We start from the raw sequence: 14,370 nt of genomic DNA, 5'->3' as shown, positions 1-14,370 counted from the left end.
AGAAACATGAGGGCAACAACAAAAGAGCAGGGCTTTTACAGCCAGATTTTTAAGCTGGTTCTGCCGATTGTGATTCAGAATCTTTTAAGCGCGGCAGTCAACTCTGCCGATGTCGTGATGCTGAACTACGTGGGACAGTCCGCTATTTCCGCGGTATCCCTGGCATCCAACTATGCAAATGTATTATTTATGGTTTATTACGGACTGGGAACAGGAGCAACACTTCTGTGTGCCCAGTACTTTGGAAAAGGCAATATGCGAGCAATTCAGACTGTCGAGGGAATCGCACTTCGATTCTCCGTCATCATCTCCGTCGTTGTGGCAGGAATTGCTTTTACCATGCCACAGATGATGATGCGTCTGTTTACAGATAATGCGGAACTGATCCGGATCGGTGCTTCGTATCTGCGCGTCATGGGTGTGACCTACCTGTGCTGGGGCATTACGGAGATCTATCTTGCGGTGCTTCGAAGCCTCGGCCGTGTGACGATCAGCATGGCGATGAATATGATGGCATTCGCACTGAACGTATTTTTCAACGCATGCTTCATTTTTGGTCTCTTCGGATTTCCGAAGCTTGGAGCAACCGGTGTTGCAATCGCAACGGCGATGTCGCGTGTCATTGAACTGATCGGCTGTGTGATTGTATCGATTATGAGTAAGGATATCAAGCTCGATCTGCGGTACATGTTCATCCGCAACAAGCTGCTGTTTTCCGATTTTGTGAAGCTGTCACTTCCGGCGCTTGGAAATGATCTTTCCTGGGGCGTTGCATTTTCGATGTATTCTGTGATCCTGGGGCATTTGGGAAGCGATGCGGTAGCGGCAAACTCGCTCGTTGTCGTTGTAAGAAATATCGGAACTGTGCTGTGCTTTGGTGTGGCAAGTGCGGGCGGTATTCTGCTTGGAAATGTTATGGGAGAAGGAAATCTGGAAAAGGCGAAGGAATATGCGTCTAAACTGCTGAAGCTGACGGTTGTTACCGGAGCTGTGGGCGGACTGGTTGTACTGGGTATCACGCCGTTTGTACTGAAGTTTGCCTCTTTAAATGAGACCGCGATGCATTATCTGAAATATATGCTGCTGATTAACACCTATTATATTATGGGGGCGGCCGTCAATACGACGCTGATTGCCGGAGTATTCCGTGCCGGAGGTGACACAAAGTTCGGACTGGTCTGTGATACGATTGATATGTGGTGCTACGCGGTGCCGCTTGGATTTATTGCAGCGTTTGTCTTCAAGCTTCCTGTCCTTGTGGTTTATTTCCTGCTGTGTACAGACGAGTTTGTAAAATGGCCGTGGGTTCTGAAACGGTATAAGAGCGGACTGTGGGCAAAAAACATTACGCGGGATCACCTGTTTGAGGATGAAGAAAAAGAATAGATGATATAGAAAAAAGACATCTGCAGGGGTGAAAAATCACTTCGCCAGATGTCTTTTTCAAACACGCTCTAACTGTGCTGCAAGAGTCAAAGAAACAACAGCGGAAAGTCAGAATGGTTATAGCATAACGGATCGGAAACTGGTATGATCAGACCGTAAAAGGATAGTGCAAAAGTTTTAAAGAACGGTATATCCTTTGCTCTTTAAGCTTGCTTCTGTCTCGTACACATCCGGTACATGGAACACCATGATCGGGCAGCCGGACTCGCGGTTGAAGGAGAGATAGATATAGTCGATGCTGATATTTGTCTCAAGCAGTGTTTTCAGAAGGGAATTTAAGTTGCCCGGCTGATCAACTACCTCGACACCGAGTACATCTGTCTGGCGTGTCATGTAACCGGCAGCCTGAAGCGCCTGCTCTGCTTTATCCGGATCGGAAACGACCATGCGGACAATGCCGTACTCTGCGCTGTCGTTGTTGACAGAACCTAAAATATTGACGTCGTTTTCAAACAGAATCTGTGTGATCTGCTGCATCGTGCCTTTTTTATTTTCTGCGAAAATAGAAAGTTGTTTTAACATAATGGGGGCCTCCTAAAATTGATCTCTGATTCCATTATACTGCCAAAATCAAACGCGTCAACGAATTTTGTAAAAGAAGACGAAAAAAAGGTAAAAAAGCGTATCGTTTACAGAAAATTAATAGAATAAAAGCATCAATATAAAAAAATAAAAAAAGAAATCAATGAGCGAAAAAAAGACAGAAAAGTCGGATAATAAGAGAAAATGCACAAAATACAAATAAAATATGAGAAAACGGGTGAAAAAACTTTTGCATAATGACGAAAAATGCGTTACAATATAAGCGCTATATGTGAATTTATTATTGGGAGGTATTAGAATTATGGCAACATTTTATGCATCAAAAACAGGAGAAGTATCTGCAAGAGAAAAAGAACATTCCGCGCTGGTACGTGAACTGGCCGGTGAGTGTATGACACTTCTTGAAAACGACGGAACCCTGCCGCTTGCCGGTGCAGGAAAAGTCGCAGTTTATGGTAACGGCGTCCGCCACACGGTAAAAGGGGGTACCGGTTCCGGAGACGTTAACACAAGAACGGTTGTTACGATCGAACAGGGCTTAAAAGAGGCCGGCTTTGAAATTCTGACTGGTAAATGGCTCGATGAATATGACAAAGTGCTTGCAGATGCGCAGGCTGCATATCAGGCAGAGCTGGCAAAAAAAGCAGAGGAGCTTCACGTTCCGATTTTTGCTGTTATGTTCTCGGAAGTATTTGCACAGCCTGATGTGCCGGTAATTACCGAAAAAGAGGACACCGATACCGCTATCTATGTTCTGTCAAGAAACTCCGGTGAAGGTGCAGACCGCTATAACAGAGCATGCGATTATCTGCTCGGCGAAAACGAGCTCGCTGACATTGCCTATCTGGCAGAGCATTATGAGAAAACAGTTTTAATTTTGAATATTGCGAACCTTGTAGACACCACAGAGTTAAAGAAAATCAAAGGACTGAATGCAATTCTTCTTGCAGGACAGGCCGGAAATGCAACCGGAAACATCGTTGCAGACGTTGTTCTCGGAAAGAGCATCCCATCCGGAAAGCTGACTGATACATGGGCTGCTTCCTATGAAGACTATCCGTCCTCAAAAAATTTCAGCCACAACAACGGTGACACCAACGATGAGTATTACAGCGACGGCATTTATGTCGGCTACCGTTATTTTGACACCTTCAACGTAACCCCGAACTACTGCTTCGGCTATGGCAAAGGTTATACTGATTTTGAGACGGAAGTAAGGGACGTGGAGGCAGATGCCAAGAACGTTACCGTTACCGCATCCGTAAAGAATATTGGTGATGCATTCGCCGGAAAAGAAGTCGTACAGGTTTACTATTCCGCACCGGATGGCACGATTGAGAAACCGTATCAGGAGCTTGGCGGCTTCGGAAAATCCGATCTGCTCTCGCCGGGTGAGTCCCAGACGATTACCATTTCCTTCCCGACGAGATCTATGGCTTCCTACGATGAGAAAAAAGCAGCATGGGTACTCGAGGCAGGAACGTATTACATCCGTGTCGGCAACAGCTCCAGAACAACGAAAGTGGCAGCAGCCCTGAATCTCAAAGAGACCGTTGTTACGGTTCAGGGAAAGAATCTCTTCCCTGCAGATGACGCTCCACAGGAACTCTCCAAAGCAGGCGTAACACCGTACAGCTATGAAGGTGAGGCAGAAGAAAAAGCAGCTGCAAAACAGATCGATATCTGCAGCAAATGCATCAAGACGGAGACTGTTGTCTACAGTGAGACACCGGAAGCATTCCCGGCTTATGAGGGAGAGAAGCTGACCGCGGCAGATGTAAAGAGCGGAAAAGCGACGTTAAAAGATCTCGTATCGCAGCTGACCGTAGAAGAGATGGCTGCCGTTTGCAATGGTACTGCAGACGGACTTGGCCAGGAAGGATTTATCGGATCTTCTTCCGATATGGCGCCTGGAGCAGCGGGAGATACGACTTCCATTCTTCTTGAGGACAGAGGTATTTACAATACGATTCTTGCAGACGGTCCGGCCGGTCTTCGTCTGATTCCGCACTTTGTCGTTGATGCAGACGGAAAGATGGTATCCTCCGGAAATCCTCTGGAAGATGCGTTTAACAAAAATGAAATCGAAGTTCCGGAAGGCGGCACGGAGTATTTCCAGTACTGCACCGCAATCCCGGTAGCAGCGCTTCTTGCGCAATCGTGGAACATGGATCTGATCCAGAAATGCGGTGATATCGTCGGAAAAGAGATGGAAGAATTCCACATTTCCGTATGGCTGGCGCCTGGCATGAATATTCACAGAAATCCGCTTTGCGGAAGAAACTTCGAGTACTACTCGGAAGATCCGCTGGTGGCAGGTATGTGCGCCGCAGCCGATACCAGAGGAATCCAGTCCCATGCCGGAATCGGAACCAGCATTAAGCACTTTGCAGCCAACAACCAGGAAGACAACCGTATGTACGTCAATGAGCACATCAGCGAGCGCGCAATGCGTGAAATCTATCTGAAGGGCTTTGAAATCGCAGTCAAGACAGCACAGCCGATGACGATTATGTCTTCCTACAACCTGGTAAACGGTGTGCATACTGCCAACAGCCACGACCTTTTGACCGCAGCAGCAAGAGATGAGTGGGGCTTCGCAGGCTATGTCATGACCGACTGGGGAACCTCAGAGGACATGAGCGGATTGTTCGCTTACAAATATAACCTGAAATATGGACATTCCACTTCAAGAGAGTGTGTTCTTGCAGGAAACGATCTGCAGATGCCTGGCCAGCAAGGAAACCGTCAGGAAATTGTAGCATCTGTTGCAGACGGAACTCTGCCGCTTGGACAGCTTCAGACCTGTGCATACCGCATTCTGAATGTTGTTCTGCAGTCCCTCGCCTATGATGATTGCAAACCATACGGTGATCAGTTCGATCTCGAAGAGGCAGTTACCGTTACAAAAGCATAAAAAATCAAAAAAACATAGAAGCAGCCCCGCAGACCTTTACCATAAGGCTTTGCGGGGCTGCTTTTTGTACGGTCAAAGGAGCAAGGCTGTGACTGCAAGAGATAAGCGATTTCCGCAATCTGCAAGCCCAGCTTGGTGGCATAAAATGTAAAAAGCTCACGAAAGAACTGTAAAACTGGAGAAAAATACAGAATAAAATCGGTAAAAAATAGTGAAAAATGCACAAAAAGATTGTCCATAGAGCAAATAGTGTGTTATAATGAATGCATCTATTAAAACAGGGGGATAGATTATGGCAAAAGAAATGATAGCAATGCTTCTTGCCGGAGGTCAGGGATCTCGCCTTTATGCGCTGACCGAGAAGCTTGCAAAACCGGCAGTTCCATTTGGCGGAAAATATAGAATCATCGATTTCCCACTTTCTAACTGCGTAAATTCCGGAATTGATACCGTAGGTATTCTGACACAGTATCAGCCAATGGTGTTAAATGAGTACATAGGAAACGGCCAGCCGTGGGATCTGGACCGCCTCCATGGAGGTGTTCACGTGCTGCCTCCTTATCAGAAAGCCTCAGGTTCTGACTGGTATAAAGGAACTGCAAATGCCATCTACCAGAACATTCCATTCATCGAGAGCTACGATCCGGAGTACGTCATCATCCTTTCCGGAGACCAGATCTGCAAACAGGACTACAGCGATTTCCTCCGCTTCCATAAGGAAAAGGGCGCAGAATTCAGCGTTGCGGTTATGGAAGTGCCGTGGGAGGAGGCATCCCGTTTCGGACTTATGGTGGCAGATGAAAATGACAAAATCACCGAGTTTCAGGAAAAACCAAAACAGCCGAAATCCAATCTGGCATCCATGGGTATCTACATTTTTAACTGGGATATCCTGAAAAAATATCTGATTGAGGACGAGGCAGACCCGAATTCTTCGAATGATTTCGGAAACAACATCATCCCGAATCTTTTAAAAGACGGACGCAATATGTACGCTTATCACTTCAGCGGATACTGGAAAGATGTAGGAACCATCTCCTCCTTGTGGGAGGCAAACATGGAAATCCTCGATCCGGAACACAGCGGAATCAACCTGTTTGACAATGACTGGAAGATTTACAGCCGAAACAGCGGAAAAACAGGTCATAAGATCACCGAAACCGCCGTTGTGGAAAACTGTATGATCACCGATGGCTGCCGTATTGCAGGTCATGTCAAACGTTCGATTTTGTTCTCCGGTGTAAAGGTTGCAGAGGGCGCAGAAGTAGAAGATGCCGTTATCATGGGAGGAACCGTGATCGAATCCGGAGCAGTCGTGAAACACTGTATCGTTGCGGAAAACGTTGTGATTGGCCAGAATGCCGTGGTAGGAGAAATGCCGCATGACGGTGAAAAAGGTGTTGCCACCATCGGATCCGGAATCCATATCGGTGAGCGTGCCAAAGTAGGACCAAATGCAATGGTAAATGCAAATGTAAAGGATGGTGAAGAAGAATGGTAAACGCAAATGCAGATGCACTGGGCATCATTTTCCCAAACAGCTATGATGAGCAGGTACCGGATCTGGTAAACGAGCGTCTGATGGCCTCCATTCCTTTTGCCAGCCGTTACCGCATGGTGGACTTTATTTTATCCAGCATGGTAAACTGCGGAATCGGAAATGTATCCATTATCGTCCGCAAAAATTACCATTCGCTGATGGATCATCTCGGCTCCGGACGTGAGTGGGATCTTGCCAGAAAAAAAGGCGGCTTAAACATTGTTCCGCCTTATTCCGAGAAGAAAATTCAGGTGTACTCCGGAAGAGTGGAAGCACTGGCAAATGTTCTCGATTTCCTGAAATGGCAGAAAGAAAAATACGTTGTTATGGCAGATACCAACATTGCCTGCAATTTTGATTTCAAAGAGATGCTGAATCAGCATATCGAAAGCGGCGCAGATGTTACTGCAGCTTATACCAAGCAGCCGATTCCGGAAGGCGTCAGAAGCTCTTACGAGAAAACCAATTATCTGCACTACACCTTCTCCATGGCAGGACAGAAGATCAGCAAGATTTTTGTAAACTCAGAGGAACACGGAGTACAAAATGTATCGATGAATATCTACGTGATGGAGCGTAAGCTTCTGATCGACGAAATCAAAAAAGGCTTTGTCCTTGGAAATAAATTCTTTGAGCGTGATGTTCTGGCACCGCAAACGGAGAAACTGAACATTCAGGGATATGAGTTTACCGGTTATCAGGCAAGAATCGACGATATGAAGAGCTATTTTGATGAGAACATGAAGCTCTTAAAAGATGAGAATCTGGATAGTCTCTTCTCCGGCAACCCGATCTATACCAAAGTCCGCGACGACAATCCGACCCGTTATATCAACGGATCAAAAGCGAAAAACGTGATGGTAGCAGACGGCTGTGTGATCGAAGGCGAAATCGAAAACAGCATTTTGTTCCGTGGTGTCAAGGTAGCCAAGGGAGCAAAAGTAAAGAACTGCATTCTGATGCAGGATACCGTGATTGAAGCAGGCGCTGAGATTGAGTACGTTGTTTCTGATAAATACGTTACGGTATCTGAAGGAAAACAGCTCAAAGGAACCGATTCCTTCCCGGTATTTATTGCGAAGGATCAGGTTGTATAAAGAAAAGAATAGAATGAAATAGAAATACCGACTGCCAATGTAGAATATATCAATATTGATGGGCAGTCGGTATTTTTTGGAAAAATTCAGAGAAAAATAGTAGATTGAGTAATGCATCTGTGATATGGTAATAAAACAAAACAGTGATAGCCTAAGGAAGGGAAGATTCTTACCATAAAAATTCCCGGTTGTACAGCTTATGGTTACAGTACAGTCTGTTTTTAGGCTTTCAGCGTTGGCAGCTGATACTGTTTTTTCAGCTCTTTATATTCTGTCTCAAATTCTTCTTCTTTCTTTAATGCATGCAGATACTCATGTGTATCAAAGGATCCGCTGTGGATCTGGCTGACGCAGACGGCAATGTTGGAGCAGTGGTCGGAAATCCGTTCGAAGTCGGTCATCACATCGGAAAGGATAAAACCAAGCTCGATCGTGCATTTTCCACTCTGGAGCCGTTCGATGTGGTGGTTCTTCAGGCTGGAATTCAGGCTGTCAATCACCTGCTCGAGTGGTTCCACTTCATTTGCTTTTTTTACATCCTCATTGTTGAAAACGGAGAAGGTCAGGCTGACAATATCTTTGACTGCTTTTCCATAAACAGCAAGCTCTGCGGCTCCGTCAGAAGAGAACTGCAGGTTCTTGTCATGCATCTCTCTTGCAGCTTTCATGATGTTGACGGTGTGATCGGAAATTCGTTCGAAATCGCCGATGCAGTGCAGAATCATGGAAAGTGTCTGGCTGTCCTTCGGGGAAAGCTTTTCGCTGGAAAGCTTCACCAGATATGTGCCGAGGGCATCTTCAAAATGATCCACCTTTTTCTCAAGAATATCTACATTTTCCGCATCCGCCTCGTTGTAGGAGGCCATCAGGTCAACAGAAGTAACAAGGCCGGTTTCGGTCAGTTCTGCCATTTTTGCGGCTGCAACTTTACACTGCTGCAGAGCAAAAGCCGGGCTGTCGAGGAAACGGGTATCGAGCATCTGAACAGCTTCGTCTGCTTTTTCTTCCGGTCCGTCCGGAATGGTCAGTTTCGCAAGTTTGACCAGTCCGTCTGCAAACGGGAACAGGATCAGTGTTGCGAAAATATTGAAGCCGGAGTGAACGATTGCGATGCCGGCTGCATTTGCCGAGGTTTCCAGGAATGGAAAATGTACAAAGGCATTGATTCCATAGAAGAGAACCAGGAAAAGAACAGTACCGATAATGTTAAAATAAAGGTGAACCATTGCGGTACGGCGTGCATTGCGGCTTGTACCGATGGAGGAGAGCAATGCGGTGATACATGTACCGATATTCTGTCCCATGATGATCGGGATCGCTACGGCGTAGCTGACGGAACCGGTTGCGCAGAGTGCCTGGAGAATACCGACAGAAGCAGAGGAACTCTGGATCACGGCGGTCAGAATGGTTCCGGCAAGAACACCGAGCACCGGAATTGAGAATTTTACGAGAAGTCCCGTGAATTCCGGTACATCTGCGAGCGGTGATACAGCGCTGCTCATGGTGTGCATACCAAACATCAGAATGGAAAAACCGGTTAACAGGGTACCGACATTTTTCTTTTTATCGCTCTTTGCCAGCATCAGCATAAAAACGCCGATGATTGCAAGAATGGGGGAAAAGGACGACGGGTTCAGCATTTTAATGAATACATTGTCGCCCTGAATGCCGGTAAGACTTAAGATCCAGGAAGTGATGGTGGTACCGATATTGGCGCCCATGATGATGCCGACTGCCTGGTTCAGCTTCATGATGCCGGAGTTTACGAATCCGACAACCATAACAGTAGTTGCAGAAGAGGACTGGATAACTGCGGTAACACCGGCACCTAAAAGAACTGCCATAATCCGCTTTGATGTCAGCTTTTCCAGCAGGTATTCCAGTTTACCGCCGGAAAGTTTGGTCAGGCCATCGCCCATGGCACTCATGCCGTATAAGAACATGGCAAGGCCACCGACAAAGGATAACACTCCAAAAATGTCCATAATTTCTCCCTTTACGTAATTTTCTTTTTCTTTTCGTGGTTTTAACAATAGATACACGTTTTGCAGGTCTTACTCGAGAAAAAACCTACATTTAGAAGATAACACATCTAAAAACAGTTTTGTGTTAAATGTATGTAAAGTTTGTAAAACGGTCAAAACAACTCAAAATCCGGTGCGGCACTGTTTTGTGCCGGTACCGGATCGTTTCTCGATTCCTTTGCATCCGAAAGAAGCTGCCACTCGCAGGATCTGCAGATGCGGGTAGTTTGGCTGAATATGATTTTCATAAGAAATCTTTTAACTTTTCCATGTTGTATTCTTCAAATTTTCGCAGCTTATCCATCAGATCCCGGATTTTGGGATCCGCGTCCTCATACTGGCGGTACTTCTGGATTGCCTCGACGATGCCCATGCTGCTTCCGGTAATCAGCATGCTGGCAATGTGTGAGACGGACGGATCCGTCATAGTCTGCAGGTTTATCATAAAATACGTGCGTGCTTTTTCCATTATGCCAAGGCCTTTTTCATCGTAGCCGTGTTCATTCAGCAGCTCCTTTGCCGCCTGATGAAATTCCTCATAGCCCTGAAACTGGGTTTTCAGATGTTCTTTTAAGTCTTTGTCCTCAACGACTCCAATGAGCTGCCGGATCGTGTCGACACCCATCTGGGAGTTCTGGTAAATAAAGTTTAAAAGCTCTGCATCTCCACTCATCGTGCATCTTCCTTTCTTACTTTCTTTGGTGGTTTCATGAAAAAGTATTGCCGGAAATCGGGGCAAATATACCTGATTTTAATTGTAATTTTACAGGGGAAAAAGTATAATAAAAGCATCGGAAAAAGAGTACGAAAAAGCGGGAAAAACCGCAGAAAAACGGAAAGGAGAAGAAAAAAATATGCAGTTATTTTATACCCCGCAGCATGCCCGTGTCGGCGATGTGATTCCTTATTATGAAGATGGGAAATTCCACCTTTTTTATCTGAAAAACTGGAATCCATATTTCGGCAGCGACAGGAAAGACGGCTGGCATCTGCTAAACACAAAAGATATGGTGCATTACGGGCCGGAGACGGCGATTGGGATTCTGGGAGGAACGGGATCTGTCATCAAGGCAGATGGGATTTACCATTTATATTACTGCGTCTTTGAACAGAATCCGCAGCGGCAGTACGTCTGCCACGCGACGAGCCGTGATCTGGACAGTTGGACGAAACACGAAGAAGAAACATTCGGACCGGACGAAACGATCTATCTGCTGACCGACTGGCGCGATCCATACGTGTTCTGGAATGAGGAAGAAAACAGCTGGTGGATGCTGCTGTGCGCGCAGAGCCAGGGAAAAACAGGCCGCCGCGGCTGTGTAGGCTTATGTAAATCTGCCGATCTTCACCACTGGGAGTGCTGTGAGCCGCTGTATGCACCACATGCGAGCATGTCGGCATACGAATGCCCGGATATGTTTTACGAAAACGGCTGGTGGTATCTGATCTTTTCGCAGTTCACAGACCGTTTCCAGACCATTTACCGCATGAGCCGTTCCTGCCATGGACCATGGAAACGCCCGAAAACAGATTCCTTTGACGGTCGTGCGTTCTACGCGGCAAAAAGCTGCGGGGATGGAAACCACCGGTATCTGTTCGGCTGGAATCCGACAAGGACACAGAACACCTGGAATTTCGACCCGGATCCGAACCACGAGGGATACGATTACAAAACATATGACTGGGGCGGTACGCTGATTCCGCATGAAATTTATGCACGGGAGGACGGCACACTGGCGGTAAGACCAAATCCGGCGCTGAAAGAGGTTCTGACCATTCAAAATGACGTAAAGTGGGCACCGATGAACGGCGCGTGGGAGATTGGTGAAACATCTGCCGTTGTTGATACGCCGTATGCTTATGCGTCTGCACTCAGTGAAAACGATGTTCCGCATCAGGGCTGTCTGGCATTTGATTTCACGTTTTCGGAAGGAACAGAGCGTTTTGCCGTGGCACTGCAGGTGGATGAGGAGTTTGCGAGAGGCTACTATTTCTACTTAGATCCGAAGCGGCAGCGTCTGGAGTACAAGAGCGCAATCCGTATGCATGAGCAGGGCGGATGGACGTTCCAGTACGATGTCGAGCTGGAGCGGCCGCTGGAACTGATTCCGGGGAAAACGTATTCCATGGAAATTTATATCGATGAGTCTGTGATGGAAGTCTATGTGGGCGGAACAACGGCTCTCAGTGTGCGCGCGTATGACTTGCACGACCGGAAGTTTGGTCTTGCTGTATCTGACGGAAAGGTGCGCTTTGAAAATATTCAATTGACAACGATGGGAGGGTGAGCGGATGAGTCTTTATTTTCGACCGGAAAAGGCAGTGCTGGGTGATGTGATCCCCTATTATGACAATGGTGTTTTTAAACCGTTTTATCTTCGCAATTACCGTGCGAACCGGGATGAACAGCATCAGGACAGCTGGGTGATGCTGAGCACGACAGATCATATTCATTATACGGAGCATGATACAAAAATTGTGGGCGGCACGGGTTCTGTGATCAAAGTGGATGGCCTGTATCACATGTTTTACTGTACCTTTCAGAAGCTGCCAGAGAAGAACTACATGAATCACGCCGTCAGCACCGATCTGGATGTGTGGACGGAAATCCCGGAGGACCGCTTCGCATCGGATGATGTGATCTATGAGCCGATCCACTGGAGGGATCCGTTTGTTTTCTGGAGTGAGGAGGAAAACTGCTGGTGGATGATTTTTGCGGCGCAGAAAAAAGGAAAAACGACGAGGAGAGGCTGTGTGGGTCTGTGCAAATCGAAGGATCTGCATCACTGGGACTACTGCGAGCCGTTCTATGCTCCGATGAATGCACAGTGTGCGTTTGAGTGCCCTGACTTTTTCCGGATGGGAGACTGGTATTATCTCGTCTTTTCTTCGTATGCGGACCGCTATCAGACGATGTACCGGAAGAGCAGAAGTCCGTATGGACCGTGGCAGACGCCGGAAATTGATACGTTCGACACGCGTGCTTTTTATGCGGCAAAGACGGGAAGTGATGGCGTTCACCGATACGTTTACGGCTGGAATCCGACAAGAGAAGTCAACGAGCACAATTTTGATCCGCCGGGATATCCCGGAAAAGACTGTAATACATGGGACTGGGGCGGCAGTCTGGTGGTGCATGAGCTGTGGCAGGATGAGAATGGCGATCTTTTTGTGAAGCCGATTCCACAGGTGCTGGAAGCCGTGGGATGGGAAGAACCGCTTCAGATGCAGGCACTGACAGGAGAGTGGAAGCTGGAAAAGAACCAGGCAGAGGTTGATGCACCGTACGATTTTGGTGCGCTGCTGCTGAATCCGGTGGGGGAAACGAGCCGTCTTTCCTTTGACGTCGAAGTGGACGGGGATTGTCCGAGCGTTGGAATTGCCGTGCATGTCGAAGAAACATTTACGGTCGGTTATTATCTTCTGATTGATTTTGGCCGCCGCCGGATCGAGTTTAAATCCGGAGTCCGCATGACAGAGCGGGGCGGACAGATGTTCCCATATGAGGTGGAACTGGAACGGCCGCTGCCGTCATCAACGGGAAGAAGCTTTCATGTCGATGTGATTGCAGACGGTACGATTCTGGAAGCTTATGTGGATGGCAAAATTGCGCTTGGAACACGGATGTATGATCAGACGGGCGGATGCTTCGGGCTGTATGCATCGGATGGGAAAGCGGTATTTCGGGATATAAAAGTTTTTCACGCATAATAACCTTACTGCACGCGCCGTCCGCATGCGGAATCCGGCGGAGGGTCTCTTTTGAGAGAGTTATTCATTTGGGAACTTTTGCTTGCAGTTTTGCCGGAGTGTGGTAAAGTAGTAGAGGAGTTATATGAATTTCAGCGGGAGACAGAAAATCGGATCTGTCGTTCCGCGTTCAGAAAGAGGATAGAACATTATGCTGAAAAAAATTGGAAGAAATGATCCCTGCTGGTGCGGCAGCGGGAAGAAGTACAAAGACTGCCATCTGGCGCTGGATGAGAAAATCAATTCTTATAAATTAAAGGGATGGAAAATTCCGCCGAAGAAAATTATCAAAAGACCGGATCAGATCGATGGAATTCGTGAAAGCGGTCTTGTCAATATTGCAGTTCTGGATTATGTGGCCGAAAACATTCATGCAGGCATGAGTACCGAGGATATCGACCGCCTCGTTGCGGAGAAGACAAAGGAGCTCGGTGGAATCGCTGCACCTCTGAATTACGAAGGATTTCCGAAGAGTGTGTGCACTTCGATCAACGATGCTGTATGCCACGGCATTCCGAACGAGGAGGAGATTCTGCAGGACGGAGATATCATCAATGTCGATGTCTCTACTATTTATAAGGGATATTTTTCCGATTCTTCCCGTATGTTCTGCATCGGCGATGTAGATGATGTTTCGAAGAAGCTGGTGGAAGATACGTTAAAAGCCGTACAGCTTGGACTCTCTGAAGTACGCCCGTTCAACCGCCTCGGCAATGTCGGCGCGGTAATCAATGAATTTGCCCAGAGCCAGGGCTATAAAGTTGTCCGTGATATCGGTGGCCATGGCGTCGGTCTGGAGTTCCATGAGGATCCGTTCGTCAGCTATGTCACAAGACGAGATACCGGAATGCTGCTCGTACCGGGTATGGTATTCACCATTGAGCCGATGATCAATCTCGGAACCGATGAAATCTTCATCGACTCCGACAACGACTGGACTGTCTACACTGAGGACGGCGCACCGTCAGCCCAGTGGGAGGTTACGGTTGCGGTAACAGAAGATGGATATGAAATTCTGGCATATTAATTGACGCATAGAAATATGAAAGCTGT

10 protein-coding genes are annotated in these 14,370 nt (G+C 47.2%); 7 read left to right on the top strand and 3 right to left on the bottom strand.

Annotated features, from left to right (window positions below; all coding sequences use genetic code 11):
* Positions 1 to 6 precede the first annotated feature (6 nt).
* Entirely contained in the window at positions 7 to 1,386 is a 1,380-nt protein-coding gene (locus DWX26_RS00965) for an MATE family efflux transporter (RefSeq protein ID WP_118600569.1), read from the top strand.
* Positions 1,387 to 1,563: 177 nt separating this feature from the next.
* On the opposite strand, the gene DWX26_RS00960 is transcribed toward DWX26_RS00965, so the two are convergent.
* Complete coding sequence (locus DWX26_RS00960; protein ID WP_117801750.1) at positions 1,564 to 1,968, bottom strand: amino acid-binding protein; 405 nt, start codon at positions 1,966 to 1,968, stop codon at positions 1,564 to 1,566.
* Positions 1,969 to 2,290: 322 nt separating this feature from the next.
* Here DWX26_RS00960 and DWX26_RS00955 point away from each other — a divergent pair, with 322 nt between their 5' ends.
* From DWX26_RS00955 to glgD, 3 genes are all read left to right on the top strand, one after another.
* Entirely contained in the window at positions 2,291 to 4,906 is a 2,616-nt protein-coding gene (locus DWX26_RS00955; RefSeq protein WP_118600567.1) for a glycoside hydrolase family 3 protein, read from the top strand.
* A 292-nt stretch (positions 4,907 to 5,198) separates the two neighbouring features.
* Positions 5,199 to 6,407 (top strand): glucose-1-phosphate adenylyltransferase, encoded by a 1,209-nt coding sequence (locus DWX26_RS00950; protein ID WP_022461389.1) that lies wholly within the window; start codon positions 5,199 to 5,201, stop codon positions 6,405 to 6,407.
* Positions 6,401 to 7,543, top strand: a complete 1,143-nt coding sequence (gene glgD, locus DWX26_RS00945) for a glucose-1-phosphate adenylyltransferase subunit GlgD (RefSeq protein WP_022461388.1) — start codon at positions 6,401 to 6,403, stop codon at positions 7,541 to 7,543. The genes DWX26_RS00950 and glgD overlap by 7 nt, the downstream gene beginning before the upstream one ends.
* A 221-nt stretch (positions 7,544 to 7,764) precedes the next feature.
* Here the strand turns inward: glgD and DWX26_RS00940 are convergent, their stop codons facing one another.
* Positions 7,765 to 9,528, bottom strand: coding sequence for a Na/Pi cotransporter family protein (locus tag DWX26_RS00940; RefSeq protein WP_118600565.1), 1,764 nt, complete (start codon positions 9,526 to 9,528; stop codon positions 7,765 to 7,767).
* 283 nt (positions 9,529 to 9,811) lie between these two features.
* Positions 9,812 to 10,240 (bottom strand): hypothetical protein, encoded by a 429-nt coding sequence (locus tag DWX26_RS00935; protein WP_022461386.1) that lies wholly within the window; start codon positions 10,238 to 10,240, stop codon positions 9,812 to 9,814.
* A gap of 181 nt (positions 10,241 to 10,421) precedes the next feature.
* Here DWX26_RS00935 and DWX26_RS00930 point away from each other — a divergent pair, with 181 nt between their 5' ends.
* The 3 genes from DWX26_RS00930 to DWX26_RS00920 all read left to right on the top strand — a co-directional run bounded on the left by DWX26_RS00930 (position 10,422) and on the right by DWX26_RS00920 (position 14,344).
* A complete protein-coding gene (locus DWX26_RS00930) occupies positions 10,422 to 11,855 on the top strand; it encodes a glycoside hydrolase family 32 protein (RefSeq protein WP_118600563.1) in 1,434 nt (477 codons plus the stop codon).
* A gap of 4 nt (positions 11,856 to 11,859) precedes the next feature.
* Entirely contained in the window at positions 11,860 to 13,278 is a 1,419-nt protein-coding gene (locus DWX26_RS00925) for a GH32 C-terminal domain-containing protein (protein WP_117509271.1), read from the top strand.
* A 190-nt stretch (positions 13,279 to 13,468) separates the two neighbouring features.
* Complete coding sequence (locus DWX26_RS00920; protein ID WP_117509270.1) at positions 13,469 to 14,344, top strand: methionyl aminopeptidase; 876 nt, start codon at positions 13,469 to 13,471, stop codon at positions 14,342 to 14,344.
* The last annotated feature ends 26 nt before the right edge of the window (positions 14,345 to 14,370 follow it).

The organism is Blautia sp. AF19-1 (genome assembly GCF_003479155.1).
Lineage (GTDB): Bacteria > Bacillota > Clostridia > Lachnospirales > Lachnospiraceae > Fusicatenibacter > Fusicatenibacter saccharivorans.
The sequence above is the reverse complement of the archived record's forward strand: the minus strand, read 5'-3'. Positions and strand labels throughout refer to the sequence as shown.